Annotated in this window: 27 protein-coding genes; 12 read left to right on the forward strand and 15 right to left on the reverse strand. The window is 72.1% G+C overall.

What is annotated here, in order from left to right; genetic code table 11:
* Positions 1-15: 15 nt before the first annotated feature.
* Positions 16-450 carry an amino acid transporter gene (locus AB0D85_RS16680; protein ID WP_362320056.1) on the forward strand — a complete coding sequence of 145 codons (435 nt, stop codon included), beginning with the start codon at positions 16-18 and terminating at the stop codon, positions 448-450.
* On the opposite strand, the gene AB0D85_RS16685 is transcribed toward AB0D85_RS16680, so the two are convergent.
* Positions 422-799, reverse strand: a complete 378-nt coding sequence (locus tag AB0D85_RS16685; protein ID WP_362320059.1) for a VOC family protein — start codon at positions 797-799, stop codon at positions 422-424. The two genes, AB0D85_RS16680 and AB0D85_RS16685, sit on opposite strands and share 29 nt — an antisense overlap.
* A 393-nt stretch (positions 800-1,192) precedes the next feature.
* On the opposite strand from AB0D85_RS16685, the gene AB0D85_RS16690 reads away from it, so the two are divergent.
* Complete coding sequence (locus tag AB0D85_RS16690; protein ID WP_362320062.1) at positions 1,193-2,797, forward strand: MFS transporter; 1,605 nt, start codon at positions 1,193-1,195, stop codon at positions 2,795-2,797.
* A gap of 87 nt (positions 2,798-2,884) precedes the next feature.
* On the opposite strand, the gene gap is transcribed toward AB0D85_RS16690, so the two are convergent.
* The 3 genes from gap to AB0D85_RS16705 form a co-directional block, all read right to left on the reverse strand.
* Positions 2,885-3,880 (reverse strand): type I glyceraldehyde-3-phosphate dehydrogenase, encoded by a 996-nt coding sequence (gene gap, locus AB0D85_RS16695; RefSeq protein WP_362320066.1) that lies wholly within the window; start codon positions 3,878-3,880, stop codon positions 2,885-2,887.
* A gap of 115 nt (positions 3,881-3,995) precedes the next feature.
* On the reverse strand, positions 3,996-4,952 hold the full coding sequence (locus AB0D85_RS16700; protein ID WP_362320068.1) for a helix-turn-helix domain-containing protein: 957 nt from the start codon (positions 4,950-4,952) through the stop codon (positions 3,996-3,998).
* Positions 4,953-5,197: 245 nt separating this feature from the next.
* Entirely contained in the window at positions 5,198-5,932 is a 735-nt protein-coding gene (locus AB0D85_RS16705; RefSeq protein ID WP_362320070.1) for a class I SAM-dependent methyltransferase, read from the reverse strand.
* Positions 5,933-6,277: 345 nt separating this feature from the next.
* Here AB0D85_RS16705 and AB0D85_RS16710 point away from each other — a divergent pair, with 345 nt between their 5' ends.
* Positions 6,278-7,843 (forward strand): FAD-dependent monooxygenase, encoded by a 1,566-nt coding sequence (locus AB0D85_RS16710; protein WP_362320072.1) that lies wholly within the window; start codon positions 6,278-6,280, stop codon positions 7,841-7,843.
* A gap of 32 nt (positions 7,844-7,875) precedes the next feature.
* On the opposite strand, the gene AB0D85_RS16715 is transcribed toward AB0D85_RS16710, so the two are convergent.
* A complete protein-coding gene (locus AB0D85_RS16715) occupies positions 7,876-8,880 on the reverse strand; it encodes a LacI family DNA-binding transcriptional regulator (protein WP_362320384.1) in 1,005 nt (334 codons plus the stop codon).
* A gap of 358 nt (positions 8,881-9,238) precedes the next feature.
* Here AB0D85_RS16715 and AB0D85_RS16720 point away from each other — a divergent pair, with 358 nt between their 5' ends.
* On the forward strand, positions 9,239-10,297 hold the full coding sequence (locus AB0D85_RS16720; RefSeq protein ID WP_362320075.1) for a cellulase family glycosylhydrolase: 1,059 nt from the start codon (positions 9,239-9,241) through the stop codon (positions 10,295-10,297).
* A 53-nt stretch (positions 10,298-10,350) separates the two neighbouring features.
* Here the strand turns inward: AB0D85_RS16720 and AB0D85_RS16725 are convergent, their stop codons facing one another.
* From AB0D85_RS16725 to paaI, 4 genes are all read right to left on the reverse strand, one after another.
* On the reverse strand, positions 10,351-10,926 hold the full coding sequence (locus AB0D85_RS16725; RefSeq protein ID WP_362320078.1) for a DUF5701 family protein: 576 nt from the start codon (positions 10,924-10,926) through the stop codon (positions 10,351-10,353).
* Positions 10,927-11,209: 283 nt separating this feature from the next.
* The gene (locus tag AB0D85_RS16730) at positions 11,210-11,725 is read right to left on the reverse strand and encodes a GNAT family N-acetyltransferase (RefSeq protein WP_362320081.1); all 516 of its coding nucleotides are present in this window, start codon (positions 11,723-11,725) and stop codon (positions 11,210-11,212) included.
* A gap of 42 nt (positions 11,726-11,767) precedes the next feature.
* Positions 11,768-13,114 carry a phenylacetate--CoA ligase PaaK gene (gene paaK, locus AB0D85_RS16735; RefSeq protein WP_362320084.1) on the reverse strand — a complete coding sequence of 449 codons (1,347 nt, stop codon included), beginning with the start codon at positions 13,112-13,114 and terminating at the stop codon, positions 11,768-11,770.
* Complete coding sequence (gene paaI / locus AB0D85_RS16740; protein WP_362320087.1) at positions 13,111-13,542, reverse strand: hydroxyphenylacetyl-CoA thioesterase PaaI; 432 nt, start codon at positions 13,540-13,542, stop codon at positions 13,111-13,113. Before paaI ends, paaK begins: the two co-directional genes overlap by 4 nt.
* A 289-nt stretch (positions 13,543-13,831) precedes the next feature.
* Here paaI and paaA point away from each other — a divergent pair, with 289 nt between their 5' ends.
* From paaA to AB0D85_RS16770, 6 genes are all read left to right on the forward strand, one after another.
* A complete protein-coding gene (gene paaA / locus AB0D85_RS16745; RefSeq protein WP_362320090.1) occupies positions 13,832-14,803 on the forward strand; it encodes a 1,2-phenylacetyl-CoA epoxidase subunit PaaA in 972 nt (323 codons plus the stop codon).
* Positions 14,800-15,090, forward strand: a complete 291-nt coding sequence (paaB, locus tag AB0D85_RS16750; protein WP_362320093.1) for a 1,2-phenylacetyl-CoA epoxidase subunit PaaB — start codon at positions 14,800-14,802, stop codon at positions 15,088-15,090. The genes paaA and paaB overlap by 4 nt, the downstream gene beginning before the upstream one ends.
* Positions 15,091-15,099: 9 nt before the next feature.
* Positions 15,100-15,933 carry a 1,2-phenylacetyl-CoA epoxidase subunit PaaC gene (paaC, locus tag AB0D85_RS16755; RefSeq protein WP_362320096.1) on the forward strand — a complete coding sequence of 278 codons (834 nt, stop codon included), beginning with the start codon at positions 15,100-15,102 and terminating at the stop codon, positions 15,931-15,933.
* Positions 15,927-16,445 carry a 1,2-phenylacetyl-CoA epoxidase subunit PaaD gene (paaD, locus tag AB0D85_RS16760; RefSeq protein ID WP_362320099.1) on the forward strand — a complete coding sequence of 173 codons (519 nt, stop codon included), beginning with the start codon at positions 15,927-15,929 and terminating at the stop codon, positions 16,443-16,445. The genes paaC and paaD overlap by 7 nt, the downstream gene beginning before the upstream one ends.
* A gap of 11 nt (positions 16,446-16,456) precedes the next feature.
* Entirely contained in the window at positions 16,457-17,557 is a 1,101-nt protein-coding gene (gene paaE / locus AB0D85_RS16765; RefSeq protein WP_362320386.1) for a 1,2-phenylacetyl-CoA epoxidase subunit PaaE, read from the forward strand.
* 121 nt (positions 17,558-17,678) lie between these two features.
* On the forward strand, positions 17,679-18,377 hold the full coding sequence (locus tag AB0D85_RS16770; protein ID WP_362320102.1) for a DinB family protein: 699 nt from the start codon (positions 17,679-17,681) through the stop codon (positions 18,375-18,377).
* Here the strand turns inward: AB0D85_RS16770 and AB0D85_RS16775 are convergent.
* Positions 18,313-19,311 carry an enoyl-CoA hydratase/isomerase family protein gene (locus AB0D85_RS16775; protein WP_362320106.1) on the reverse strand — a complete coding sequence of 333 codons (999 nt, stop codon included), beginning with the start codon at positions 19,309-19,311 and terminating at the stop codon, positions 18,313-18,315. The two genes, AB0D85_RS16770 and AB0D85_RS16775, sit on opposite strands and share 65 nt — an antisense overlap.
* A 50-nt stretch (positions 19,312-19,361) precedes the next feature.
* Here AB0D85_RS16775 and AB0D85_RS16780 point away from each other — a divergent pair, with 50 nt between their 5' ends.
* Both AB0D85_RS16780 and AB0D85_RS16785 read left to right on the forward strand, forming a co-directional pair.
* Complete coding sequence (locus tag AB0D85_RS16780; protein WP_362320108.1) at positions 19,362-20,387, forward strand: CoA transferase; 1,026 nt, start codon at positions 19,362-19,364, stop codon at positions 20,385-20,387.
* Complete coding sequence (locus AB0D85_RS16785; RefSeq protein WP_362320111.1) at positions 20,381-21,643, forward strand: amidohydrolase family protein; 1,263 nt, start codon at positions 20,381-20,383, stop codon at positions 21,641-21,643. The genes AB0D85_RS16780 and AB0D85_RS16785 overlap by 7 nt, the downstream gene beginning before the upstream one ends.
* A 10-nt stretch (positions 21,644-21,653) precedes the next feature.
* On the opposite strand, the gene AB0D85_RS16790 is transcribed toward AB0D85_RS16785, so the two are convergent.
* From AB0D85_RS16790 to AB0D85_RS16810, 5 genes are read right to left on the reverse strand one after another with little or no spacing between them, the layout of a single operon-like run.
* Positions 21,654-22,430 (reverse strand): SDR family oxidoreductase, encoded by a 777-nt coding sequence (locus tag AB0D85_RS16790; protein WP_362320114.1) that lies wholly within the window; start codon positions 22,428-22,430, stop codon positions 21,654-21,656.
* 3 nt (positions 22,431-22,433) lie between these two features.
* A complete protein-coding gene (locus AB0D85_RS16795) occupies positions 22,434-23,582 on the reverse strand; it encodes an acyl-CoA dehydrogenase family protein (RefSeq protein WP_362320117.1) in 1,149 nt (382 codons plus the stop codon).
* Between the two features lie 15 nt (positions 23,583-23,597).
* The gene (locus AB0D85_RS16800) at positions 23,598-24,734 is read right to left on the reverse strand and encodes a thiolase family protein (protein ID WP_362320120.1); all 1,137 of its coding nucleotides are present in this window, start codon (positions 24,732-24,734) and stop codon (positions 23,598-23,600) included.
* Positions 24,731-25,531, reverse strand: coding sequence for an enoyl-CoA hydratase-related protein (locus tag AB0D85_RS16805; protein ID WP_362320123.1), 801 nt, complete (start codon positions 25,529-25,531; stop codon positions 24,731-24,733). The genes AB0D85_RS16800 and AB0D85_RS16805 overlap by 4 nt, the downstream gene beginning before the upstream one ends.
* Positions 25,528-26,712, reverse strand: a complete 1,185-nt coding sequence (locus AB0D85_RS16810; RefSeq protein WP_362320126.1) for a CaiB/BaiF CoA-transferase family protein — start codon at positions 26,710-26,712, stop codon at positions 25,528-25,530. Before AB0D85_RS16810 ends, AB0D85_RS16805 begins: the two co-directional genes overlap by 4 nt.

The raw sequence follows: 26,712 nt of genomic DNA on the forward strand, positions 1-26,712 counted from the left end.
AGCCTGCGTCGAGTGATGACGGCTGACGATGTGCTGTCCGTGCTGGCCCTGCTGTGGCGGGCGGAGGTCGATGTCTGGGTCGGCGGTGGCTGGGGGATCGACGCGCTGGTCGGTGAGCAGACGCGGGAGCATCGCGACCTGGATCTGATGCATCGGCTGGACCAGGAGGACGCCGCGGTGCGGGCGCTCGCCGGTGTCGGGTTCGCGGAGAGCCTCGACCAGCGGCCCGTGCGGTTCGTGGTCACGGCCGCGGACGGGCGGGAGATCGACCTGCACCCCCTGGACTTCGCGGACGACGGGTCCGCGCTCCAGGCGTCGTTCGAGCCGGACCGGCCGTTCCGGTACCCCGCCTCGTGCTTCGTCACCGGCAGGATCGGCGGCACGGCCGTCCCGTGTCTTCGGCATCGGCACGCACTTCTGATCACGGTCGGGCGTCCTGGTACAGGTTGACGATGTTGCCGTCCGGGTCACGCAGCCACACCGAACGGCGTCCCCATGCCTGGGTCGTCGGCGGCTTGAGAACGGGAACGCCCTGGGACAGCAGCTGTTCGTGGCGGGCGTCCACGTCGGTGACCCGGAACTCCAGGGTGAAGCCTCCGTGCGCGCCGGCGGACGCCGACCCGGGCACCATCGACTCCATCCCCTGCGCGGAGAAGAACGACAGCACGGCACCGGGGACCGCCACCCGTGCGAAGGGGTCGCCGCCCTCGACGTCCGCGTCGAGGAGCGCCGCGTAGAAGGCGGCGAGGGCCGGTACGTCGTCGGTGATCAGGCAGGTACCGGTGAAGTGGGGCTGCATGCGGGCATCGTAGGGGGAGGGTCCGACAACCGGATCACAGGGCGCGGTCGGCGGCGTGTGCGCCCGAGGTGCCGGCGCGCTCCGGGCCGGCGGGGCAGGTGTCAGCGGCGTTCAGCTTAGGTTGCAGGTCCAAGGGCATCTCCGCAGGCGGCACGTCGGTATACGGTCCGTAGCGCTCGCCCCGACAGAACTGGCTCACGTCAATGGAGATTCCGGCCGAACACGCCGCGCAGGCGCCGCGCGGTGACCGGGCGGGATCGACATGACGGGGTCCTCGCTGTCGGCCCGGCGGTAGACCCGCGGCGGACCCGTCGATCGGGAGTCGACGGGGTCGTCGACCACCGCCGCAGCACGTCGCCCTGTCACTCCACTGCTTCGAGGTGCCCTGTGGCCTTGCCTTCTCCTGCCTCGCCCCCGTCCGCGTCGCCCGACACCGGCACCCGGCACACCACGGCCACCATCGTGCTGGCCTGCCTGGGTGTGTTCGTCTCCTACCTGCCGGTCGTCGGTGTCTCCGTCGCGCTTCCGGTCATGCAACAGGCACTCGACGCCTCCACCGCCGGACTCCAGTGGATCACCGACGCCTTCATCCTGCCGACCGCGGCACTGCTGCTGACCTGCGGCATGGTGGGGGACCTGTACGGCCGCAAGAAGACGTACCTGGCCGGGCTGGCGCTGTTCTGCCTCGGCTGCCTCGTGTGCCTGACCGCCGGCAGCGTCGTCCAGGTCTGTGTGGGGCAGGCGCTCACCGGCCTCGGCACCGCCGCGCTGCTGCCCTCCACGCTCGCCCTGATCGGCCATGTCTGCCCGGACCCCCGCACCCGCGCCCGGGCGATAGCCCTGTGGACGGCCGCCCTGGGCCTCGGACTGACCCTCGGCCCGGTGATCAACGGCGTGATCGTGGCGCACGCGAGCTGGCGGTGGATCTTCCTGCCCTCGCTCGTCCTCGGCGTGGTGACGGCCGTGATCGGCGCCGTCGTACTGGCCGACTCCCGCGCGGAGCGCGAGCGTCACCTGGACATCCCGGGCCAGCTCCTGGCCGCCGTCGCCATCACCGGACTCGTCTACGGCGTCATCGAGGGCGGCAGCGCCGGCTGGTCCTCGGCCCAGGTCGTGATCGCCTTCGTGGCCGCCGCGGTCGGCTCGGTCGGCTTCGTGCTCGTGGAACTGCGCTCGCCCTGCCCGATGCTGGACATGCGCCTGTTCCGGTCCTCGGCGTTCTCGGGGGCGGCGCTGGTCATGGCCGTGACCCTGTTCGCCCAGGTCGGCCTGGTCTTCGCGCTGAGCGAGTACTTCGGGCTCGTCCACCACGCCTCGACGCTCGACATCGGCATCCGGCTCATCGCCATCAACGGCTTCACGGTGGTGCTCGGCCCGCTGGTCGGCCGCCTGATGGACCGCGTCACGCCGGGGCTGTTGCTCGTCACCGGCCTCGTGATCGGCGGGATCGGCGCCCTGCTCATGAACGTCTTCCAGGCCGGCACCGGCACCGGCGAGGCCGCTCTGGTCATCGGGGTGCTCGGCATCGGCATCGCGCTCGCCATGGCACCGATCACCACCATCGCCATGAACGCCCTGCCGCACCGTCACGGGGGCACCGCCGCCGCGGCCAACAGCGCGCTCCGCCAGATCGGCAGCGCCCTCGGCCCCGCCGTGTTCGGTGTCGTCCTCACCCACCGCACCCTGGCCACCCTGCCCGGACACCTCGCCGCGTCCGGCCTGAGCCCCGCCGACCAGGGGCAGGTGAGCGGCCTGGTGTCCAACGTCGGTATCCAGGCCGGTGCCTTCCTGCACCTGAAGACCCCCGAGAGCACCGGCCAGGCGCAGGCCGCGTACGGCGCGAGTTTCACCGACGCCCTGCACACCTGTGCCCTGATCGGCGGCATCGGCATGCTGGCGGCCGCGGTGATCGCCGTGGCCCTGATCGGGATCCGCCCTGCGCGGGCCCAGCAGGCGACGGCGGACACGGCGGCGCATCCCGCCGGGGCCGCGAGCTGAGACACGCGGAAGAGCCGAAGAACCGAAGACGGTCGGCCGTAGAAATGACGGCCGACCGCTCCGGCCGCCAAACTGCGGCTCCGCCCGCTACCGTGCGAGCAGTTCGAGCGTGTCGATCACCCGGTTGGAGAAGCCCCACTCGTTGTCGTACCAGGCGACGACCTTGATGTGGCGGCCGTCGACCCGGGTGAGGGCCGAGTCGAAGATCGCCGAGGCCGGGTTGCCCGTGATGTCCGAGGAGACCAGCGGGTCGTCCGAGTATTCGAGGACGCCCGCGAGCGGGCCCTCGGCCGCGGCGCGGTACGCCGCCAGCACCTCGTCCCGCGTCACGTCACGGGACACCGTCGTGTTGAGCTCGACGATCGAACCCACCGGCACCGGTACCCGGATCGAGTCGCCCGACAGCTTCCCGTCGAGGTTCGGCAGCACCAGGCCGATCGCCTTGGCGGCACCCGTCGTGGTCGGCACGATGTTGACCCCGGCGGCACGGGCGCGCCGCGGGTCGCGATGCGGACCGTCCTGCAGGTTCTGCTCCTGGGTGTACGCGTGCACCGTCGTCATGAACCCGTGCTCGATACCCGCGAGTTGGTCGAGGACCGAGGCCAGCGGGGCGAGCGCGTTCGTCGTGCAGGAGGCGTTGGAGACGATCGTGTGCACGTCCGGGTCGTACGCGTCGGTGTTCACGCCGTACGCGAGCGTGACGTCGGCACCGTCCGACGGTGCGCTGACCAGCACCTTCTTCGCGCCCGCGTCGAGGTGGGCGCGGGCGGCCTTCGCCGACGTGAAGCGGCCGGTCGACTCCAGCACGATGTCCACGCCGAGGTCCGCCCACGGCAGCTGGGCCGGCTCGCGCTCGGCGGTCACCTTGATACGCCGGCCGTCGACCACGAGGACGTCCCCGTCGACGCCCACCGGACGCCCGAGGCGTCCCGCCGTCGAGTCGAAGGCGAGCAGCCGTGCGAGCGCGGTGGGTTCCGTGAGGTCGTTGACGGCGACGACCTCCAGTCCGCTGTCCCGCTCCAGCAGCGCGCGCAGCACATTGCGTCCGATGCGGCCGAATCCGTTGATGGCGATACGAGTCATGAGTGGCGTCCCTTCGCTACGCCACCAGGTTCGCGGGCCGCGCCCGCCCCCGACAGCGGCGAGAACGCCACTGTTCAAAAGGATCTCGCCAAGGCGTCGGTTCTTCGGCCGGAGGTCACTCGCCCTTGGTGAAGGTCCGCCGGTAGTCGCTCGGGGTCGTACCGAGAATCCGCTGGAAGTGCAGCCGCAGATTCGCCCCGGTGCCCAGGCCGACGTCGTCGGCGATCTGCTCGACACTCCGCTCCGACCGCTCCAGCAGCTCCCGGGCCAGGTCGATCCGCGCCCGCATCACCCACTGCATCGGCGTGTACCCGGTGTCCTCGACGAACCGCCGCGAGAACGTCCGCGCCGACACTCCCGCATGCCGGGCGAGCGCATCCAGGGTGAGCGGCTCGGCGAGCCGGTGCAGCGCCCACTCCCGGGTCGCGGCGAACCGCTCGCCGAGCGGTTCGGGCACACTGCGCGGCACGTACTGGGCCTGACCGCCGCTGCGGTAGGGGGCCGCGACCAGCCGCCGGGCCGCGTGGTTGGACGCGGCCACCCCGAGGTCACCGCGCAGGATGTGCAGGCACAGGTCGATACCCGAGGCGGCACCGGCCGACGTCAGCACACTGCCCTCGTCGACGAACAGCACGTTCTCGTCGACCTTGACCAGCGGATGCTTCTCGGCGAGCGCCCGCGTGTAGTGCCAGTGCGTGGTGGCCCGCCGCCCGTCCAGCAGTCCGGTCGCGGCGAGCGCGAAGGCGCCGGTCGAGATGGCGGCCAGCCGCGCGCCCCGCTCGTGCGCGGCCAGCAGCGCGTCCACGACGGACCGCGGCGGATCCTCCCGGTCCGGGAACCGGTACCCGGGCACGAACACGATCTCCGCCCACTCCAGCGCGTCGAGACCATGGGCGACGTGGTACGACAGCCCGTCCCCGCCGGCGACCAGACCGGGGGCCGCGCCGCACACCCGTACCTCGTACGGCATGCTCGCCCGGGTCGTGAACACCTGCGCGGGGATCCCGACGTCGAGGGGTTTCGCCCCCTCCAGCACAAGGACGGCGACGCGATGCAGACGGGTGGGAGGCACGTCGGACAGCGTACGAGGTCACGACCGGCGCCCCCCGTGGACCGCGCGCCGGCGCCAGAGCTCTCCTTCCGTCCGGATCACCTTGCGCAGCTCGTCGGCAGCCTGCGCGGGGCGCTCGATCGAACCAGTCCCGGCCGTTGCGGGACCGCTCGGCGGGATGCGTCATGGACATGGGTGCCTCGGCCTCTGACCTTCCGTGTCCGAGCCGACTGCGGTTCACCGCAGTTGGCGCCCGACCGCGGCCCTTACTCGCTCGCCGGGCGTCGCGCCAGGAACACGAACTCCCGGCCCGGGCGGTCGGGCGCGTCCCGGACCTCGTCGAGTACGAACCCCTCCGCGACCAGATCCGCCTCGACCTCGTCCCGCGCCCGGAACCGCAACGTCGAGTCCGACGTCAGCACCTGCCCGTCCGAGGCGAACACATAGGTCCACCGGAACGTCACCAGTGGTACCGACACCTCGGTCACCTGGACCCAGCTCTCGACCGTCCCGACCCCCGGGATCTCCGCCACCTGGTACGTCGCCTCCCGCTCCCACTCCTCCCAGGCCCGCCGCGCCGGATCCCGTGTCTCGAAGACCAGCCGCCCGCCCGGCCGCAGTGCCGTGTGCGCACCGCGCAGGGTCTCCCGCCAGGTCCCCGGAGCGGCGATGGCCTGGGCGACGTTCCCCGTCATGGTCGCCAGGTCGACCTGGAGCGGCGGCAGTGCCGTCACCTCGCCGCAGATCCAGCGCACCCGCTCGGCTCCCGGCTTGCCCCGGGCCACCTCCACGGACGCGGCCGCGGGGTCGACCCCGACCACCTCGATGCCCCGGTCGGCGAGGAGCAGGGCGAACACGCCCGTCCCGCAGCCGATGTCCAGCACCCGGCGAGTCCCGAACTCCTCCGCCAGCCGGATGTACGCGCCGAGGTCGGCGCGGTCGGCGTCGAGCGCGTCGTAGATCGCGGCGAGCCGCGGTTCCCGGAAACATTCGTCAGCCATGTCGTCCCCCTCGCTTTCGTGTCGAAAGAGCGGATACCCGAGGACCAGGCCGCGGCGAGTGTGTCCGCGGCGGTGTCGTCGTCGACCGCGCCGAAGAGTCCGCCGAGCGGCCCACCGCCGAAGCCCGGCGCCGACACTCGACCGTGCTCTGCCAGAGCCGAGCCATCCGCATCCGGCAAGCCCTCCCCGTCCGGCGACACCGACCGACGCACCAGTCTCACGGCGAAGCCACGCCGCTCCAACTCCTTTTCCGCCGGCCGTAGGCGGAGGGCGGGCGGCAACTCGTTCGGGTGCACTCCGACGTGCGGTGATCGCTACGGCTGGTCGCGACCGGATGATTGATGCATGCCGGGAGCGGACGCCGAGGTGGCGGTACTGATCGTCGGCGGTGGGCCGGTCGGGCTCACCGCCCGCGCGCTGCTGGCGCGCTGGGGTGTGCCGACCCTGCTGGTCGAGAAACACACCGCGTTGTCCCCCTTCCCCCGCTCCCGCCTGGTCAACGTGCGCTCGATGGAGATCTTCCGCCAGCTCGGGCTCGCCACCAGGATCGAGGCGAACGCCTTCGCACCCGAGTACGGCCGGGTCCGCTTCCGGGACACCCTGTACGACCCCGACTTCGCCACGGCCGGGATGGTCGGGGTCGACGCACCGGTCCCCGAGAGCCCCGTGGTCGGCGTGGTCACCTCGCAGGACCGGCTGGAGCCCACGCTGCTCGCCGCCGCCGACGCGGAGCTGCGGTTCGGCGTCGAGCTCGTCGACCTGACCGAGGAGGCGGAGGGCGTCACCGCCGTGCTCGTCGACCGGCGGTGCGGTGAGAAGAGCCGCGTCCGTGCCCGGTACGTGCTCGCCGCCGACGGTGCGAACTCCACCGTGCGGGAGCGGCTCGGCATCGGCACGACCGGCCCGGGAGTCCTCGCCGGCTTCACCACCGTCGTGTTCGACGCCGACCTCGGCCGCTGGTGCGCCGACCGGCCCGCCGGGGTCTACTTCACCCCGCACGGCACCTTCGGCCCGGTCCACCCGGAGGGCGGCTGGGTCTGGTTCCACACCACACCCGAGGGCGCCGAGGACACCGAGGACGCGGACTGGGCAGGCGTGGTGTCCACTGCCCTGGGCTCCGGCGCCGACGTCCGGGTCGACGTCGCCCGGGTGCAGCAGTGGTCGATGACCGCGTACGTCGCCGACCGCCTGCGCCGCGGCCGTGTCCTGCTGGCCGGCGACGCCGCGCACGCCGTACCCCCGATCGGCGGCCTCGGTATGAACACCGGCGTCGCCGATGCGCACAACCTGTGCTGGAAACTGGCCGGTGTGCTCCAAGGGTGGGCGGGGCCGGGCCTGTTGGACAGTTACCAGGCCGAACGGCATCCGGTGGCCCGCGAGACTCTCCGCCAGGCGGTCGCCAACAGCCGGCTCCTGCTCCAGGTGCTGAACCTGCGCAGCGAACAGCTCCGGACCGGCGCGGCGGCCTCGACCCCGGTCGAACTCCCGTGGTCGGAACGGTACTTCGCCCAACTGGGCCTGGTGCTGGGCATGACGTACCGCTCCGACGCCGTCCTCACGGACCACGGCGACCCTCCCGGGCCGTCCGGCACCGAGTACATCCCCACGGCGGAGCCGGGCCGCCGTATGCCCCATCTCTGGCTCACCCCCGACCGCTCCACGCTCGACGCCGTCGGCGAGTGGTTCACCCTGCTCACACCGGAACCCGCCCGCTGGCGGCAACAGGCCGCGCCCCCTTGGCCGTTGCGCATCGAGACCCTGCCCGACGAACCCGCCGTGCTCCACCGCCTCGGCCCGCACGGCGGCGCACTCCTCGTCCGTCCCGACGGCCATGTCGCCGCCCGCTGGGACGGGCCTCCGGCGAGCGGCGCCACCCTCCGGGACGCCCTCACCGCCGTCACCTCACGCTGAGCGGCCGACCGGGACCCCGGCACAACGGCGGGCTATCCGGGGCTCGTTGAGCTGCGCGGCGGCGCGGTGCTGCCCCTGGTCACCAGACGGGTCGGGACGAGGTCGGTGCCGGGGCGGGAGTCGTCGCGGGTGCGGATCTGGCGGAGGACGCCCTGGACGCAGCGGCGCCCCACCTCGGCGAAGTCCTGGTGGACGGTGGTGAGGGGCGGGATGAAGAAGGCCGCGTCGGGAGTGTCGTCGAAGCCGACGACACTGATGTCCGCGGGCACGGACAGGCCCCGTTCGTGGAAGGCGCGCAGCACACCCAGGGCCATCTGGTCGTTCGACGCGAACACGGCCGTACAGTCCGGCTCTTCGGCGAGCGCGAGCCCGGCCGTGTACCCGGACTCCGCCGACCAGTCACCCCGCAGCGGCGCCGGAACAGGCCGGCCGGCCGCCTCCAGCACGGTCCGCCATGCCTGGGTGCGGCGCTGGCCCGCGTACGAGGTCTCGGGACCGGTCACATGCCACACGGTCCGGTGCCCCAGGTCCAGCAGATGCCGTACGGCCTTGCGCGCACCGTCGGCCTGGTCGGTGTCGACCACGCTGTAGCGGTCCCCGGCGTCCGAGTCCACGACCACCACATGCACGCCGGGCGGCAGTTGCACGGTGCCGGTGTCGAGCAGATGGATCTCCATGATGACGATGACGGCGTCCACCGCCAGCTCGCCCATCCGCGTGAAGGCCCCCAACACGTTGTCCTGCGTCGCCACGTCGATGGGAATGAGGGTGATCGCGTAGCCCTCGGCCGCGGCATGCGTGGCGATCGCCTCCACCGTGCGGCTGTTGCCCGTGGAGGAGAGGCTGAACAGGATCACGCCGATGGTGTTGAACCGGCCGTAACGCAGCGCGCGCGCCGCGCTGTTGGGCCGGTAGCCCAGCTCCCGCATCGCGGCGAGCACCTGCTCCCGCGTGGAACTGATCACCCCGGCATGGCCGTTGGAGACCCGCGAGACCGTCTGCGACGAGACCCCGGCGAGCTTGGCGACATCGGCCATGGAAACGCGCTGCTTTCGGCGCCCGCCGGGCACCCCGGAACCGCCCCGCCGCGCACCGCCCGCGGCCGGTGCGACCGGCTGCTCCGGCTCGTTCAGGACCATCGCCCCACCCCTCAAATCTCCTTCATGCACGGGAAGTCGGGACCGGGAATCTTGACGGCCGCAGGAGCGGGTGCCACGATTCCGACGCTTTCGAGTTTACGTAAACATCGCCCCGTGACCAGCCCCGGCGGAGATCCCGCGGGCATGGTCGCGGAGGGGATGTTCACGTGAACATGCCGCGTCGATGTTTACGTAAACACGCGGTCGGGCCCGCGGGCCCCTGCGTCGAGCCGCCGTCTTCCGAAAGGGCACGTTGATGCGCAAGACCCCCGCCAGAACCCGTGTCACCCCCCGTACCCGCGCCGCCCTCGCGGCCGTCGCGATCGCCGCCGTGGGCGCCACGACCCTCACCGGCAGCCCCGCCTCCGCCGCCGTACCGGGCCACGGCACCAGCCAGTTCAAGGGCGTCAACTGGGCCGACCCGCGCGACAACTACGCCGACGACCCCGTGGTCCTCTCCGGCCTGTCGCTCTCCGACACCTACGCCCAGACCTACGCCAAGGCGACCCGGGTGATCGCGGCGTTCCGCGCCAACCTCGGGGCCAACACCGTACGGCTGCCCATCAACCCGTACACGGTGAACGGCTCCTACTGGAAGTCGTACCGCGGGGTCATCGACGCGGCCTCCGCCCAGGGCTTCAAGGTGATCGTGTCCTACTGGGAGGGCACCGGCGCCAACAAGGACGGTTTCATCGACGACGAGGCCACCTACTGGCCCATGTGGGACACCGTCGTGAACGCCTACCGGCACGACCCGCACGTCTACTTCGAGCCGATGAACGAGCCGCACGGCTACACCGACGCCGAATGGGCCGACATCGCCGCGAAGTGGCTGGCGACCTACCCGTCCGTCCCGCGCAACCGGGTCTTCGTCAGCGGCGCCGGCTACAACGACCACGTCACCTCCGTCTGCGCCGACCCGCGTCTGAAGGGCACCTACCTCTCCCTGCACCACTACGGCTTCTGGAAGAGCTACGCGACCTACGACCAGTGGGCGGCCGACCTGAAGGAGCGCATCGGAGACTGCGCGAACCGGACGGTCATCGACGAGTTCGGGGCTCCCATGACCACGGGCCTCGACTACAACCACCCGGCGCCTGACGACAACTACGTCAACTTCATCCAGTCCGAGACCGACACCGCCCGCAAGCTCGGCATGGGTTCGGTGTACTGGCCCGGGCTGCGCACCGACGACACGTACTCGATCCAGAAGCTGGTCGGCGACGCGTCCCGGCCCTGGCTGGCCACCACCAACCAGTCCGGCGCCGACCGCCTCGCCTGGGCGTGGGGCCGCGGCAGGCCGGTGAGCGGCTGACCGACTCCGGGAGGGCCGCGGTGCGTTACGGGCACCGCGGCCCGGCCGCACGTCTACAGGCCCCGGCGGTCCAGCGCCGAGGCGAAGCCCAGCCAGGTGTGCTGGTTGCCCGCCCAGCACCAGCCCACCTTCGGGGCGTTGCGGCGCTCACGGCCGTCCCGCCCGGTGCCGTTGCTGATCCAGACCGCCGGAGTACGGGAGTCCAGGGCGCCGTCGGGCTTGCGCGGCCGCGAACCGATCGTCATGAAGCAGTGGTTGCGCTCCAGCACACCCGGCTGCTGCAGCACCCAGTGGATGCCCTCGCTGAGCAGCAGCGGCGTGCGGTCCTCCGCCCCGAGGGCGGGAAGCGCCTCGTTCGGACTCCAGCCGGCCATCCGGTCACCCCGGTCGACGCCGGTGAGGACGTAGAGCGGGGCGTCGGGCAGCTCGATCGTGTCGAGCGGCGCGAAGAGGTCGACGTCGGTCATGTCGGTGACGACGAACCCCGGACTGCCGTCGTGCCGCAGCAGCGGCGCGAGCGCGGAGGCGGGGGCGCGTTCCGGGTGTACGGCGAGCAGGGCGCCGTCATCGGCGGCGGCCGCGGCGAAGGCACGGACCTCGGCCGCGGACAGTCCGGCGATGTCGTGCACTCCCCACTAGATGAGCTGCTCGGCCTGCCTGCCGAGGGAGGGGAGTGCGGGAAGGGCGGTGGAGACGGCGGTCGTGGATTCGGGCACGATACTCCCAGGGATACCGACGAGGGCGGGCCCAGCCCCAACGAAGCGGCACAGCGGAATGTTCCCGCGAGGGCGACCACTTGGCGGGTTTGGCCGCCGGCCGACACCTGTGCGAGCCTGCTGCCTCTCATCCGAAAGGGAGCCCGCGCGCCCGGGAGAACGCCCACCGCCTGAACAGCCCGTCGGCAGGTGCCCGTTATCCGGGCGTCTGCCGGCGGCGGACGGCGAAGTCCTCAAGCGGGCGCAGGAATGTGAGACCGGGGTGGCCCGAGAGCCGTGTCTCACCGGTGACGGTGAAACCCGTACGGGCCAGCACGGTACGGGACGCCGCGTTGTCGACTCTCGCGGCGGCTCGCAGGGTGGTCAATCCGTAGACGGTGGCGGCGAGTTCGCACACCTCCCGCACGGCCGAGGTGGCCAGCCCCCGCCCCGCCGCCCGCTCCGCGATCCGGTACCCCAGGTCCGCGCCGCCGTTCGCCACGTCCACCAGATTGACCCGCCCCAGCACCTCGCCCGAGGCGCCCACGAGCACATGGAAGTAGCAGATCCCGGCCTCCTGTTCGGCCAGCAGCGCACGGTGCCGCTCGTCGAACCGGGCGAAGTAGTCGTCGCCGCGGTCGGGGATGGACGCCGCGAAGTAGGCACGGTTCTCCCGCTCGAAGGCGAGGACCGCCGGGGCGTGGTCCGGACGGAGCAACTGCAGCTCGGGCATGGGCAGGACAGTAGGCACCCCGGCCGTTCGCCTGCCAGCGAATTAGGCCTTGCGCAGGTCCCTGACCCGGCGGAGTTTGCCCAGCGAGCGCTCCAATGTCTCCGGGTCGACGACGGCGACCTCCACGGTGACCCCGACGCCGTCCTTGATGCCCTGGGCGATGGTCTTCGCGGCGGCCTCACGGTCGGCGGGACCGGCGTCGGGCCGTGCCTCCACCCGGACGGTCATATGGTCCATCCGTCCCCGCCGGCTGAGCTGGATCTGGAAGTGCGGGGCCACGCCCGGCGTCCGCAGCACGATCTCCTCGACCTGGCTGGGGAAGACGTTCACCCCACGCAGGATGATCATGTCGTCGCAGCGGCCGGTGATCTTCTCGATACGGCGCAGTCCGGGGCGCGCGGTGCCGGGCAGCAGGCGCGTCAGGTCCTGGGTGCGGTACCGCACGACGGGTAGCGCTTCCTTCGTGAGCGAGGTGAAGACGAGTTCGCCGCTCTCGCCCTCGGCCAGCACCTCGTCGGTCAGCGGGTCCACGACCTCGGGGAAGAAGTGGTCCTCCCAGACGTGCAGCCCGTCCTTGGTCTCCACGCACTCCTGCGCGACACCGGGGCCGATGACCTCGGACAGCCCGTAGATGTCGACCGCGTGGATGTCCAGACGCTCCTCGATCTCGCGGCGCATCTCCTCCGTCCACGGCTCGGCGCCGAAGATGCCGACCTGGAGGGAGGTGGAGCGGGGATCGATGCCCTGGCGCTCGAACTCGTCGAGAAGGGTGAGCATGTAGGACGGCGTGACCATGATGATCTCGGGCCGGAAGTCCTGGATGATCTGCACCTGGCGCGCCGTCATCCCACCGGAGGCGGGGATCACGGTGCAGCCGGCGCGTTCGGCGCCGTAGTGGGCGCCCAGGCCGCCGGTGAACAGGCCGTAGCCGTAGGAGATGTGCACCTTGTGCCCCGGACGGCCGCCGGCGGCCCGGATGGAGCGGGCGACGACGTCCGCCCACATGGACAGGTCGTTCTCGGTGTAGCCGACGACGGTCGGGCGGCCGGTGGTGCCGCTGGAGGCGTGCACGCGCCGCACCTCGGACATCGGCACGGCGAACATGCCGAAGGGGTAGGTGTCCCGCAGGTCCGCCTTGGTCGTGAAGGGGAAACGGGAGAGATCGGCGAGGGTGCGGCAGTCGTCGGGGCCCACGCCGGCCGCGTCGAACTTCTTCCGGTACAGCTCCACGTGGTCGTACGCGTGCCGCAGCGTCGCACGCAGCCTGGTGAGCTGGAGCGCCCGGAGCTCCTCGCGGGACATCCGCTCGGCGTCGTCCAGCAGCGCCTCGGGAACTGGCTCGCCCCGGCGGGTGCTCCTGGGCTCCGGGGCGATCACCTTGCTGCTCATTGCGGCTCCTCGTTCTGCGTGCGGAGGGTGCGACTGCGGCCGCGGAACTCCGCGATCACCTCGTCACCGCGCAGGACACTCACGTCGTAGACACCGCTGCGGCCGAACCGGACCCGCTCCCGCGCGGTGGCCACCAGCACATCGCCCTCGTAGGCGGGTGCGATGAAGTCGATGTCGGCTCCGGCGGCGACGGTCACGGCGCCGTGGCTGTTGCAGGCACAGGCGAACGCCGAGTCGGCGAGGAGGAACACATGGCCGCCATGGGCGATCCGGTGTCCATTGACCTGCGAGGCGGCCACAGTCATCCGCAGCACGGCGGTCCCTTCGCCGTGCTCCAGCAGCTCGATGCCGAGCCGTCGCGACGCCTCGTCCGCGGCGAACATCGTCTCGACCGGGCCCGGCCTCGTGTCAGGTGCCTGGGTCGTCATCTCCACCACCTTGGGAACCGACCGAACATTCGGTTAGCGTGCGGCGTGGTCCAGTAATCCAGCAAGGCCCCTGCATGTCAAGAGGCGGACCGCATGCCGACCGGGCGGACGGCGGAGGGCGTCGAAAGCCGTGCGCACCGGCCCCTGCACTCTGAGTCACCGGGTGCTTCCCGGGCCGGGGAGGCTGTCTGATGCCCCTGTGGGCCCTGATCGGGCGCTGCCCTTGCCAGATCGGGTGGGGAGCACCGTATGATGAACCGAACGAATGGTCGGTAGGGAGTTGGTGGAGATGACCGAAGCGGCCGGGAGGGACGCCGGGCCGGACCTGGAGTCCCACTTCGAGGCGACGATCTCGCGGGACCAGCGGATCGAGCCCCGGGACTGGATGCCGGAGGGTTACCGCAGGACGCTGATCCGGCAGATCGCCCAGCACGCGCACTCGGAGATCATCGGCATGCAGCCGGAGGGCGAGTGGATCACCAGGGCGCCGTCGCTGCGCCGCAAGGCGATCCTGTTCGCCAAGGTCCAGGACGAGGCCGGCCACGGCCTGTACCTGTACTCGGCCGCCGAGACCCTGGGCGCCGACCGCGCGGACCTCACCGAGCGCCTCCTCGAAGGCCGCCAGAAGTACTCGTCCATCTTCAACTACCCGACGCTCAGCTTCGCGGACGTCGGTGTCATCGGCTGGTTCGTCGACGGCGCGGCCATCTGCAACCAGGTCCCCCTGTGCCGCAGCTCCTACGGACCCTACGCCCGCGCGATGGTGCGGATCTGCAAGGAGGAGTCCTTCCACCAGCGGCAGGGCTACGAACTCCTGTTGACCATGATGCGCGGCACCGCCGCCCAGCGGGAGATGGTGCAGGACGCGGTGGACCGCTGGTGGTGGCCGTCCCTGATGATGTTCGGCCCGCCCGACGACGACTCGCCCAACTCCGCTCAGTCGATGGCCTGGAAGATCAAGCGGCACAGCAACGACGAACTGCGCCGGCGCTTCGTCGACATGACCGTGCCCCAGGCGGCCAAGCTCGGGGTGACCCTGCCCGACCCCGAACTGCGCTGGAACGAGGAGCGCGGCCACCACGACTTCGGCACCCCCCACTTCGCCGAGCTCAAGGAAGTCATCAGCGGCAACGGCCCCTGCAACGCACAGCGCATGGAACGCCGTCGGACCGCCCACGAGGAAGGCGCCTGGGTGCGTGCGGCCGCCACCGCGCACGCCGCCAAGCAGGCCGCCCGGGCGCGCAAGGAGGCCGTGGCATGAGCGACTCGGAGAACTGGCCGCTGTACGAGATCTTCATCCGCGGCAAGCGTGGCCTCAACCACGTCCACGTCGGCTCGCTGCACGCGGCGGACGACCAGATGGCCCTCACCCACGCCCGCGACCTGTACACCCGGCGCAACGAAGGCGTGAGCATCTGGGCCGTGCGCTCGGAGCACATCGCCGCCTCCACGCGCGACGAGAAGGACTCCTTCTTCGCCCCCAGCGCCGACAAGGTCTACCGGCACCCGACGTTCTACGACATCCCCGACGACGTCCCGCACATCTAGGAGCCGGTGATGAGCGACGACCACGTCTACCTGAGCCTGGCCGAGGGACACGACGACGGCAGCGACGCCCGCTGGGCGTTCGGCACCGGCTTCGAGGACCCCCTGCACGGCGTCGACACCGCCGTGCCCGAGAGCGTCGACGCCGCCGGACTGGCCGCCCAATGCCTGGCACTCGGCGACGACGCCCTGGTCCTGGCCCAGCGGCTCGCCGAATGGATCACCCTCGCCCCCGAGTTGGAGGAGGAGGTGGCGCTGGCCAACATCGGGCTCGACCTGCTGGGCCAGGCCCGCCTGCTGTACGCGCGCTGCGGCCAGGCGGACGGCACGAGTCGTACGGAGGACGCCTACGCCTACTTCCGCGACGCCGACGACTTCCGCAACGTACGCCTCGTCGAACTCCCCAACGGGGACTTCGCCTTCTCCGTGCTGCGGCTGCTCGTGTTCGCCTGCTGGCGCCTCGCCCACTTCACCGAACTGGCCACCTCACCCGACCCGGTGCTCGCCGCCATCGCGGCCAAGGGCGTGAACGAGCTCGCCTACCACCGCCAGTACGCCGCCGAGTGGGTCGTACGCCTCGGCGACGGCACGGAGGAGTCGCACGCGCGCATGCTGACGGCGCTGGAATCGCAGGCCCCTTACTGGGAGGAACTGTTCGCCGCCGAGGACGTGCGCGACGCGGTCCGGGCCGATCTCCGGCAGGTACTCGACGCGGCCGGACTCCCCGTGCCGCACACCGCGCCCCTGCCCGGCGACGGCCGCGACGGTGAGCACACCGAGTATCTCGCCCCGCTGCTGGCCGAGTTGCAGAGCGTGGCCCGCGCGCACCCGGAGGCGACATGGTGACCACCGTCCTGTCCGACGTCCGACGGGCCCGGCACATCGCCGAGGGGGTCCCGGACCCCGAACTGCCCATGCTCACCCTGGCCGACCTCGGTGTGCTGCGGGGTGTGACGATCCTGGCCGACGGCACGGTGGTCGCCGACCTCACCCCCACGTATTCGGGCTGCCCCGCCATGGCCGAGATGCGGGCCGGCGTGGACGCACGCCTGCGGGACGCCGGCTTCGACCGCGTGGAGATCCGTACGGTGCTGGACCCGCCGTGGACCAGCGACTGGATCACCCCCGAGGGACGGCGCAAACTCGCCGAACACGGCATCGCACCGCCGCTGGCGGCGCCGCCGCGCCCCGCGGGTCCCGTCCCCCTGACCCTGTCGCCGACCCGGCGCACCGTTCCGTGCCCGCGCTGCGCCTCGGTCGACACCGAGGAGACCTCCCGCTTCGCGGCCACCTCCTGCAAGGCGCTGTGGCGGTGCCTGACCTGCCATGAGCCGTTCGAGTACGTCAAGGAGATCTGATGGCAGAGCTGATGGCACCGACCGCCGGTGCCCCCGCGACGACAGCACGCCGGCGCCGGCCAGCCTTCCATCCCCTGCGCGTCGCCGCGGTCCAGCGCCTGTGCGAGGACGCCGTGGCGGTCACGTTCGACATCCCCGGCGCCCTGGCGGAGGAGTTCGCCTTCGGCCCCGGCCAGTCGCTCACCCTGCGCCGCGAGATCGACGGGCGCGACGAGCGGCGCTCCTACTCGATCTGCTCGCCCGCCGGCGCCCCGCCCCGCATCGGCGTCCGCGAGGTGCCCGGCGGCCTCTTCTCCTCCTGGCTGGTCCACGAGGTGCGGCCGGGCGACACGATCCAGGTGATGGCCCCCACCGGAGCCTTCACCCCCGACCTCACCGTGCCCGGCCACCATGTGCTGGTCGCGGCGGGCTCGGGCATCACGCCCATGATGTCCATCGCCGAGTCGGTCCTGGCGGCCGACGACCGCTCGAAGGTCACGCTGTTCTACGGCAACCGACGCACCGACACCGTGATGTTCGCCGACGAACTGGCCGACCTGAAGGACGAGTACCGCACCCGCTTCCACCTCGCCCACGTCCTCTCCCGTGAACCCCGCGAAGCGGAACTCCTCTCCGGCCGGCTGGACGGCGACCGCCTCGGTGCGCTCATCGAGGGACTGATCGACGTTCCGTCCGCCGATCACTGGTGGCTGTGCGGCCCGCACGGCATGGTGCTCGACGCGCGGCAGGTGCTCGCCGACCTCGATGTGCCCGAAGAGCGCGTCCATCAGGAGCTGTTCTTCGCCGACGAGCCGATCGAACCCCTCCGCCACGAGGAGGCGGCGGCGACGGGCCCGGCCAGCGAGGTCACCGTCACCCTGGACGGCCGTTCCACCACCGCCCGGCTCCCGCGCGGGGCCACGCTTCTGGACGCCGCGTCACGCATCCGCCCGGATCTGCCCTTCGCGTGCAAGGGAGGGGTGTGCGGCACGTGCCGGGCGCGCATCACGGACGGCGAGGCGGACATGCGCCGCAACTACGCCCTGGAACCGGCCGAGGTCGAAGCCGGTTACGTCCTGACCTGCCAGTCGTATCCGGTCTCCGAGAAACTGACGGTCGACTTCGACAGCTGACCGGCCATGGCCGACCGGCCACCAGGGGCGCGAAATTGCGTCGCGTCCCGTCCCGGCGAGCCGTTAGCCTCCGCCTGAGTGTGGCGGGGTGGGTGACCGGAGACCGCGAGGGGAGCCAGACATGGGGACCGGCCGTCTGGGCGTGCTGCTCGACCAGTTCGACTGGGCCAGGGAACGCGCCCAGGTGCGGCTGGCGGGGCTCGGCGACGCGGAGTACCTGTGGGAGCCGGTACCCGGCAGCTGGTCGATCCGCCGCCGGGACGAGGCGACGACGCCCAGGGCGTTCGGGCCGGGCGACTGGGTGCTCGACAAGGGCGCCCCGGACATCCCGGCGGGTGAGTACGCCGAGGTCGCCCGGCAGGCCGCCGCCGGGATGAGCGTCGCCAAGATCGCCGACGACTGGGGCGTGAGCGTCGAGCGGGTCGAGCAGGTCCTCGGCCACACCGGCCCGCCGGAGCCCGACCAGACCGTTCTCACCACGATCGCCTGGCGGCTCGGTCATCTGCACTCGGGCTTCGCGGGCGGCTGGGAGTGGACCTTCGGCGACCGGCGGCAGGACCCGCACCAGTTGGTCGACTTCACGCCCAGCTCGGCCCTGGCCCTGGACCGGTTCTGGGCGACGGTGGACCGCTGGCGCGACAGCGTCGCCACCGTGACCGACGAACAGCTCGACACCGTCGGCTTCTCGCAGTACCCGTACGGCTCCGACCCCGACGACCCGTTCATCGACGTGCTGTCGGGGACCAACCTCGAATTCATCCACCACATGGCCGAGATCGCACTGCTCCGCGACCTGTGGCGGGCTCACTCCGGCCGGTGAGGTCAGGGCAGCGCGGACACAGGGTGTCGATCAGTCCCCAGCGCAGTGCTTGCGTGGCGTTCGTCGGGGTGCCCGACAACGCCAGATAGGCGGTGCGTTCGCGGCCGATACGGGCGGGGAGGCCGGCGGTGCCGCCCGCTCCGGGGATCAGGCCCATGCCGATCTCGGGGAGTCGGATCACCGTGTCCGGGGTGGCGGTCACCGATCCCGCGAAGGCAGCCAGTTCGATGCCGGCGCCGACGCAGGCGCCGTGCAGGTGCGCGGTGACTTTGGGCGCGCAGCGCTGGAGCAGTGCGGCGGGACTGCGGTGGACGCGGACGCGGTGTGCCTCGGCGGGGTCGCGCGCCGTACCGAACTCCGACAGGTCGCCCCCGCTGCAGAAGGCGGGGCCGTTGCCGTACAGGTCGACCCGGGTGACCGTCGGGTCCGCGACGGCGACCTCCAGTGCCTCGCACAGGGCGTCCCTCGTGGTCGCGTCGAAGGCGTTGCGCACCCAGGGGCGGTCCAGCGTGAGCGTCAGGCGCTCGCCGACGCGGTCGACCCGGACGGGCTCGGCGGCGGGGCGCGGGGTGCGGGAGCGGGCCGAGGCCAGCCAGCCGCGGAAGTCCCCGCCCGCCAGGAGCGCGGAGTAGGCCAGCGATTCGAGAACCAGCCGGTCGGGCGGGGGCAGCACGGCACCCATCCGGAGCACCTGGACGAGAGCGACACAGGCCGCCGGATGCCGGTTCACGATGCTCCGCAGCAGCTCCGCGGTGGCGTAGGGGTCGGCACAGCCCACCCACGGTCGCGGGGGATCGGGGGCAGCCGTGAGGAGCACGTCGAACTCCGCGGTCGGATCGCGTGGTTCGAGCGCCACCGCGACCGTCACCCGGTCCCTCGCGACCGGTGGCGGGGCCGTGCGGTCCAGGTCGACGAGAGTGAAAGGCGGCTCCACGATCCCGGAGTGTAATCTGGCGTCTCCGGTGGGAGAAGGGTGTTCGCGCCATGGAGAATGTCGTTCTCGACCGTTGGATGGCCGGCGTCGAACCCTGCCTCGGTCCGCTCGTCGCCCTCGCGGACGACTTCACCCGGTTCACCGGGGTGCCCGTGGACCTGCCCGCCGCGCTGTTCCGCCGCGCCGAACTCGCCGGATTCGACCTACCGTCAGGGCGGACGTCGGCAGGCGGCTCGTGCCGTCTCCTGCCCACCGCGGACGGCTGGGCGGCGATCAACCTGGCCCGCCCGGACGACCGGGTGTCCCTCCCCGCCCTGCTCGCACTCCTCGGCACGCCCGGAACCGACCTGGACACCGCCGCACCGCGCACGCCGGCCACCGAACTCGCCCGCAACGCCCAGCTGCTCGGGATCGCCGCGGCGGCACATGGGGAGGCCAGGAGCGGCCGGGCACCGATACACGCCGAACGCCACGGCCCACCCTCACCCGCTGCCCGCGGCCTCGCGGATCTGCGGATCGTCGACCTGTCCGCGCTGTGGGCGGGGCCGCTGTGCGCCCGGCTGCTGGGGCTGGCCGGAGCCCACGTCGTGAAGGTGGAGAGCGCCGGTCGGCCGGACGGGGCGCGCCGCGGGCATCCCGAGTTCTACCGCTGGCTGCACGACGGCCACGACAGCCTGGTGCTGGACTTCGCCTCCGGCGCTCTCGCGGATGTCGTCGCCCGTGCCGACGTGGTCATCGAGGCGTCCCGGCCGCGGGCCCTGCGGCGGCTCGGCGTGCATGCCGAGGAGTTCCTGGCCGCCCGCCCCGGCCGGGTCTGGGTCTCCATCACCGGATACGGACGGGACGACGGCCGTATCGCCTTCGGCGACGACGCGGCGGTCGCCGCCGGACTGACCGGCCGGGACGCGTACGGCGATCCGGTGTTCCTCGGCGACGCGCTCGCCGATCCGGTCACCGGCCTCTACGCCGCCCACGCCGTCGCGTGCTCCCTGGCTGCGGGCGGCGGCGAGCTGTTGTGCGTGTCCATGGCCGCCTGCTCCGCCGCCCTGGCCGCGAGCCGGACAGCACCGTGCTGATCAGGGACGTGGCGGTCGAGGGGCACGGCCGGGTCGATGTGCGGGTCGGCGCGGACGGCCGGATCGCGGAGCTCGGCCCCCGGCTCACCGGCCCCGCCGACCTGGACGGACACGGCGCGGCACTGCTGCCCGGACTGCACGACCACCATGTGCATCTCACGGCACTGGCCGCCGCGGCCGCCTCCGTACAGGTCGGGCCCGCCGAGGTGCGCGGCCGTGCCGGGCTCGCGGCGGCACTCGGCGCGGGGGAGCCGGGTCAGTGGGTGCGGGCGGTCGGCTACCACGAGAGCGTCGCCGGGGCGCTGGACCGGCGGGTGCTGGACGCGATCGTGCTCGACCGGCCGGTCCGGGTGCAGCATCGCAGCGGCGCCATGTGGTTTCTCAACAGCGCCGCACTGCGGGCCGTCGGCCTGGACGACACCCCGGAATTCCACGACGGGCGGCTGTGGCGGGAGGACGCGCGGCTGCGCCGGCTCGTTCCTCCGGTACGGCTGGATCTGGCCGGGCTCGGCCGGCGCGCCGCCCTACTCGGTGTCACGGGGTTCACCAACGCCGATCCGCACCCGGCGCCCGGCCTCGCACAGACGCTCGCCGTGCTGCCGCAACGGGTGGCCGTCATGGGCGTGGACGCCCCCGTCAAGATCATGCTCGACGACCCGAGCCTGCCCACGCCCCCCGACCTCGCGGCCACGGTCGCCGCAGCGCGGCCCCGCCCGGTCGCCGTCCACTGCGTCACCCGGGTGCAGTTGCTGGTGACCCTGCTCGCCCTGGAAGAGGCCGGACCGGTCGCGGGCGACCGCATCGAGCACGGCGCGCTGATCCCGGCGGAGACCATCCCGTGGCTGCGGCGGCTCGGCGTGACGGTCGTGACCCAGCCGCACTTCCCCGTCGAGCGCGGACGCGAGTACGCCACCGACGTCCGCCCCGACGACCGGCCGCACCTCTACCGCTGCCGCAGCCTGGCCGAGGCGGGCATCCCGGTCGCCGCCGGAACCGACGCACCGTACGGCACCCCCGACCCGTGGGCGGTGATGCGGGCCGCCGTGACCCGGGACGACGGGGAGGCCGTCACCCCGGAGGCGGCCCTGCGGCTCTTCCTCGGCACCCCCGAACGTCCCGCCCGCGCACGGAGGTTGTCGGTGGGAGCGGTCGCCGACCTGTGCCTGCTCCACGTCCCGCCGCGCGAGGCCCTCCACACCCTGACCGCCGACCTCGTGCGGGCCGCCTACGTCGGCGGCCGGGAGATCACTTCCTGAGCCCGGCTGCTCAGACGCTGTACCCGCCGTCCACCCCCAGCGCCTGCCCGGTGATGAACCCGGCCCGGTCCGAGGCGAGGAAGCAGACCGCCTCCGCGATGTCCTGCGCCTGCCCGAACCGGTGCATCGGGATGTTGCGCCGGGTGAGTGCGAGGGTGTCCGCGTCGAGTTCACCGGTGTCGATCAGCCGACCGGCGATGCCGTCGTTGAGCATCCCGGGAGCCACGCAGTTGACCCGGACGCCGTACCGGCCCTCCTCCGCGGCCAGCGCACGGGCGACCGCCTCGACGGCGCCCTTGACACCCGAGGACAGCCCGTCGCGGACCGGGAAGCGCCGCGTCGCGACGGTGGTGACGGCGACGACACTGCCCCCGCTCGCCCGCAGCAACGGAAGTGCCGGATGGACGAGATTGAAGAACCCCCCGGCATCGACCTCCAGTTGGGCACGGTACCGGGCGGGTGCGACCAGGCTCAGATGGGTCATGGGTACGTGCGGTCCGGCGGCGTACACGAGTGTGTGCAGGCCACCGGACATCTCGGCGGCCTCGGTGACGGCTCGGGCCGTCGCCGCCTCGTCGGTCAGATCGAGCCGGATGGACCGGACTTGCCGATCGTGTGCCTTCACATCGTCGACGAGGGCCGCCGCGGCCTCGTGACTGCTCCGGTAGGTGAACGCGACATCGCTGCCGTGTTCCGCCAGGGTCCGTACGACAGCCGAGCCGATGGCCCCCGTGCCGCCGGCGACGAACGCGATGCCGGGCCGGCCGGCGAAGTCCTCCACGGACATGGTTCACAACCCCAGTGACTTGGCGATGATGACCTTCATGACCTCACTCGTCCCCGCGTAGATCCGCGTGATGCGGGCGTCCGCGTACAGCCGGGCGATCGGATACTCCAGCATGTAGCCGTATCCGCCGAAGAGTTGAAGACATCGGTCCACGGCCCGCGCCTGCATCTCGGTGCAGAACAGCTTCACCTTCGCCGCGTCGGCACCGGAGAGCCGGCCGTCGACCAGCTCCAGGACGGCCCGGTCCAGCAGGGCCTGCGCCGCCTCGATCTCGGTGGCGACGGCGGCCAGTTCGAACTTGGTGTTCTGGAAGGCGGCGACCGGCGAGCCGAACACCCTGCGTTCCTTCACGTAGGCGACGGTCGCGTCCAGCGCGGCCCGTGCCTGGGCCACCGAGCCGACCGCGACCGTCATCCGCTCCTGGGGGAGGTTGTGGCCCAGGTACCCGAAGGCCGCGCCCTCCTCGCCGAGCCGGTTGGCCACCGGCACCCGCACACCGTCGAAGGCCAGCTCGACCGTGTCCTGCACCTTGATGCCCATCTTGTCCAGCGTCCGGCCGCGCGTGAACCCGGCCATGCCGTCCTCCACGACCAGTAGCGTCAGCCCCGCCCGCCGGTCGCCCGGATCGGCCGCCGTACGCGCCACCACGATCACCAGGTCGGCCAGCAGCCCGCCGGTGATGAAGGTCTTGGCACCGTTGAGGACGTAGGTGTCGCCGTCGAGCACGGCGGTCGTCCGGATGCCGGCGAGGTCGGAGCCCGTGCCCGGCTCGGTCATCGCGATGGCGGTGAGCAGCCGCCCGGACGCCAGGCCGGGGAACCAGCGCTCCCGCTGCTCCTCGTTCGCGTAGGCGAGGAAGTAGGGGAGTACGACGTCGAGTTGGGTGCGGACGGTGCCCAGCGTGACCAGGGCGGCGGCCGCCTCCTCCTGGAGGACGACGTTGTAGCGGTAGTCGGGCTGTCCGCCCCCGCCGTACCGCTCCGGGATCGCCATGCCCAGCAGGCCCAGCGAACCGAGCGTCGTGAAGAAGTCGCGCGGTAGCCGTCCCGCCTTCTCCCACGCGCCGTAGTGCGGCACCACCTCCTTCGCCACGACCTCCCGCACCAGTCCCCGAAACGCCTCGTGGTCCTCGGTGAAGACATCCCGTCGCATGCCGGCCGCCCCCTGTCAGTCCGCGAGTTCGACGAGGGTGGCGTTGGCCGTGCCGCCGCCCTCGCACATGGTCTGCAGGCCGTAGCGGAGCCCGTGCGCGCGCATGTGATGGATCATGCGCGTCATCAGGACCGCCCCCGACGCGCCCAGCGGATGCCCGAGCGCGATCGCACCGCCGAGCGGGTTGAGGCGCTCGGGGTCGGCGCCGGTCTCGGCGAGCCAGGCCAGCGGGACGGGCGCGAACGCCTCGTTCACCTCGAACACCCCGACCTCCGGCAGCGCCACCCCGGCCTTCCGCAGCACCTTCTCGGTCGCCGGGACGGGCCCGGTCAGCATCAGCACCGGATCGGAGCCGACGACCACCCCCGCCCGGTACCGCACCAGAGGTGTCAGACCCAGCTCACGGGCCCGCTCCGGTGTGGTGATCAGCAGGGCCGCCGCGCCGTCGGAGATCTGCGAGGCGTTCCCCGCGTGAATGACACCGTCCTCCTGGAAGGAGGGCTTGAGCCGCGCCAGCGACTCCACACTGGTGCCCCGCCGGATGCCCTCGTCGGCCGCGATCCCGGCCATGGGCACGATCTGCTCGTCGAAGGCCCCGCCGTCCTGCGCGGCCGCCGCCCGCTCGTGCGACAGCGCGGCGTACGCGTCGAGCCGCTCCCGCGTGAGACCCCACTTCTGCGCGATCAGCTCCGCGGAGACGCCCTGGTTGAAGGAGAAGTCCTCGTATCGGGCGATGACTTGGGGGCCGTACGGCATTCCGCCCGCCTTCGCCGAGCCCAGCGGCACCCGGCTCATCACCTCGACGCCGCCCGCCACGACCACGTCCTGCTGCCCCGACAGGACCGCCTGGACGGCGAACTCCAGTGCCTGCTGACTCGACCCGCAGGCCCGGTTGACCGTCGTCCCCGGGATGCTCTCGGGCCAGCCGGCGGCCAGCACCGCATAGCGGCCGATGTTGCTCGACTGGTCGCCGACCTGGGACACACACCCCCAGATCACGTCGTCGACGACCGCCGGATCGAGACCCGACCGTTCGGCCAGCGCGTTCAGCACCGCCCCGGACAGGTCGGCCGGGTGGACGCCGGCCAGGCCGCCGTTCCGTCTGCCGACGGCCGTACGGACCGCCGCCGCGATCACCGCTTCCCGCGTCATGTGTCGCTCTCCGTTCGTCTCGGCACCACCCAGCGGCCGGTGAACTGCGGTTCGCGCTTGTCGGCGAACGCGGAATACGCCTCCCACACGTCCGCGGTGGCGAAGTTGACCGCCTGCGCCCGTGCCTCGTTCGCCAGCGCGTCCCGCAGGGTGCGGTCCGCGCCCTCGTCCAGCAGCGCCTTGATCTGCGCGAGCGCGACCGGCGCACCGGACGCCAGCCGCGCGGTCAGGTCGTCGACGAAGGCGTCCACCTTGTCGGCGGCCACGACCCAGGTCACCAGGTTCAGCGCCCGCGCCTCCTCGGCGTCGAGCGTCTCCGCCAGCAGGGCGAGCCGCTTGGCCTGCTGGAGTCCGACGAGCTTCGGCAGCAGCCACGAGCCGCCGCAGTCCAGCGACAGGCCACGGCGCGCGAAGATCTGCGAGAACCTCGCCTCGGGCGTGGCCACCACCAGATCGCAGCCGAGCGCCAGGTTCCAGCCCGCGCCCACCGCAACCCCCGTCACCTTGGCGATGGTGGGGAAGGGCAACTCGTGCAGCAGCAGGGTCACTTCGGTGAGCGTCCGCATCCGGTGCAGCGGATGCCGGTCGACGACCGGCCGGGAGATGTCGGCACCGGAACAGAACGCGCCCCCCGCCCCGGTGAGGACGAGCGCCCGTACGGTGCCGTCCTCGCCCGCCTCCCTCAGGGCCGCCGCCAGCGCCTCCCACAGCTCGGGGTCGATGGCGTTCCTGCGGTGAGGCCGGTTGAGGGTCAGCGTGCGCACCCCACCCGCGTCGCTCGTCAGCAGCACGCTCACCGGACCGCTCCCTGCGCGCGCAGCGCGTCGATGTCCCGCTCATCGAGGCCCAGTTCGGCCAGTACGGCGTCCGTGTGTTCCCCCAGCGCGGGCACCGCGCCCATCGGCGGGTCGTAGCCGGCGATGACGGGCGGTGGCAGCAGCGCCGGCACCGGACCCGACGGCGTGCCGATCTCCCGCCAGCGGCCGCGGGCGGTCAACTGCTCGTGGGCCAGGACGTCCTTCGGCGTGTTGTAGCGGGCGTTGCCGATCCCGGCGGCGTCCGCGCGGTCCTGGACGTACGCCAGGTCGTGCCCCGCGCACCAGGCACCGATCGCGGCGTCCAACGGCGCACGGTGCTCGACCCGGCCGGCGTTCGTACGGAACCGCTCGTCGTCCGCCAGATCCGGCCGGCCCAGCAACTCCCTTGCCAGACGCTGCCATTCGGCGTCGTTGGTGGTCCCCAGGACGACGGTCTGCGCGTCGGCGGTGGGGTAGGCGCCGTACGGCGCGACGGCGGGCGAGCTCATGCCGAGCGGTTGCTTCTCGATCCCCGAGTGCAGGGTGTACGTCAGCGGATACCCCATCAGCTCGGCCATGGTGTCGAACATGCTGACCGCCACCGACGGCGCCGGACCGCCGCGGCCCCGGCCGTACAGGAGCGCCATGACCGACAGCGCCGCGTACAGCCCGCTGCACACGTCCGCCACGGGCGGGCCCGGTTTCGCCGGGGCGCCGGGCAGGCCGGTCACCGAGCAGGCGCCCGACTCCGCCTGGACCAGCATGTCGTAGGCGCGCTTGTGGGAGAGCGGGCCGCCGGGGCCGTACCCGTCGATCTCGACGGCGATCAGCTCCGGGTGCCGTACCTCCAGATCGGCGGGGGACAGGCCGAGCTTGGCCGTGGTGCCTGGGGTGAGGTTGGAGACGAGCACGTCGGCGCGCTCCAGCAGCCGGTGCAGGACCGCCAGACCGGCCTCCGACTTCAGGTTCAGGGCCACCGACTCCTTGCCTCGGTTGGCCCACACGAAATGGGCCGCCAGTCCGCCCACCACGTCGTCGTAGTGGCGGGCGAAGTCACCGCCCTTCGGGTTCTCCACCTTGATGACACGGGCGCCGAAGTCACCGAGCGTGCGGGTGCACATGGGAGCCGAGACGGCCTGCTCCAGGGTCACGACCGTGACGCCGGTCAGCGGACCGCCCAT

The sequence above is a fragment of the Streptomyces sp. NPDC048277 genome (assembly GCF_040652235.1).
In the GTDB taxonomy this organism is placed as follows: Bacteria; Actinomycetota; Actinomycetes; order Streptomycetales; family Streptomycetaceae; genus Streptomyces.

Coding starts and splice junctions, on each gene's coding strand:
- AB0D85_RS16680 (WP_362320056.1), top strand. CDS start 16: ATGACGGCTGACGATGTGCTGTCCGTGCTGGCCCTGCTGTGGCGGGCG.
- AB0D85_RS16685 (WP_362320059.1), bottom strand. CDS start 799: ATGCAGCCCCACTTCACCGGTACCTGCCTGATCACCGACGACGTACCG.
- gap (WP_362320066.1), bottom strand. CDS start 3,880: ATGACTCGTATCGCCATCAACGGATTCGGCCGCATCGGACGCAATGTG.
- AB0D85_RS16705 (WP_362320070.1), bottom strand. CDS start 5,932: ATGGCTGACGAATGTTTCCGGGAACCGCGGCTCGCCGCGATCTACGAC.
- AB0D85_RS16710 (WP_362320072.1), top strand. CDS start 6,278: ATGCCGGGAGCGGACGCCGAGGTGGCGGTACTGATCGTCGGCGGTGGG.
- AB0D85_RS16715 (WP_362320384.1), bottom strand. CDS start 8,880: ATGGCCGATGTCGCCAAGCTCGCCGGGGTCTCGTCGCAGACGGTCTCG.
- AB0D85_RS16720 (WP_362320075.1), top strand. CDS start 9,239: ATGCGCAAGACCCCCGCCAGAACCCGTGTCACCCCCCGTACCCGCGCC.
- AB0D85_RS16730 (WP_362320081.1), bottom strand. CDS start 11,725: ATGCCCGAGCTGCAGTTGCTCCGTCCGGACCACGCCCCGGCGGTCCTC.
- paaK (WP_362320084.1), bottom strand. CDS start 13,114: ATGAGCAGCAAGGTGATCGCCCCGGAGCCCAGGAGCACCCGCCGGGGC.
- paaI (WP_362320087.1), bottom strand. CDS start 13,542: ATGACGACCCAGGCACCTGACACGAGGCCGGGCCCGGTCGAGACGATG.
- paaA (WP_362320090.1), top strand. CDS start 13,832: ATGACCGAAGCGGCCGGGAGGGACGCCGGGCCGGACCTGGAGTCCCAC.
- paaB (WP_362320093.1), top strand. CDS start 14,800: ATGAGCGACTCGGAGAACTGGCCGCTGTACGAGATCTTCATCCGCGGC.
- paaC (WP_362320096.1), top strand. CDS start 15,100: ATGAGCGACGACCACGTCTACCTGAGCCTGGCCGAGGGACACGACGAC.
- paaD (WP_362320099.1), top strand. CDS start 15,927: ATGGTGACCACCGTCCTGTCCGACGTCCGACGGGCCCGGCACATCGCC.
- paaE (WP_362320386.1), top strand. CDS start 16,457: ATGGCACCGACCGCCGGTGCCCCCGCGACGACAGCACGCCGGCGCCGG.
- AB0D85_RS16770 (WP_362320102.1), top strand. CDS start 17,679: ATGGGGACCGGCCGTCTGGGCGTGCTGCTCGACCAGTTCGACTGGGCC.
- AB0D85_RS16780 (WP_362320108.1), top strand. CDS start 19,362: ATGGAGAATGTCGTTCTCGACCGTTGGATGGCCGGCGTCGAACCCTGC.
- AB0D85_RS16790 (WP_362320114.1), bottom strand. CDS start 22,430: ATGTCCGTGGAGGACTTCGCCGGCCGGCCCGGCATCGCGTTCGTCGCC.
- AB0D85_RS16795 (WP_362320117.1), bottom strand. CDS start 23,582: ATGCGACGGGATGTCTTCACCGAGGACCACGAGGCGTTTCGGGGACTG.
- AB0D85_RS16800 (WP_362320120.1), bottom strand. CDS start 24,734: ATGACGCGGGAAGCGGTGATCGCGGCGGCGGTCCGTACGGCCGTCGGC.
- AB0D85_RS16810 (WP_362320126.1), bottom strand. CDS start 26,712: ATGGGCGGTCCGCTGACCGGCGTCACGGTCGTGACCCTGGAGCAGGCC.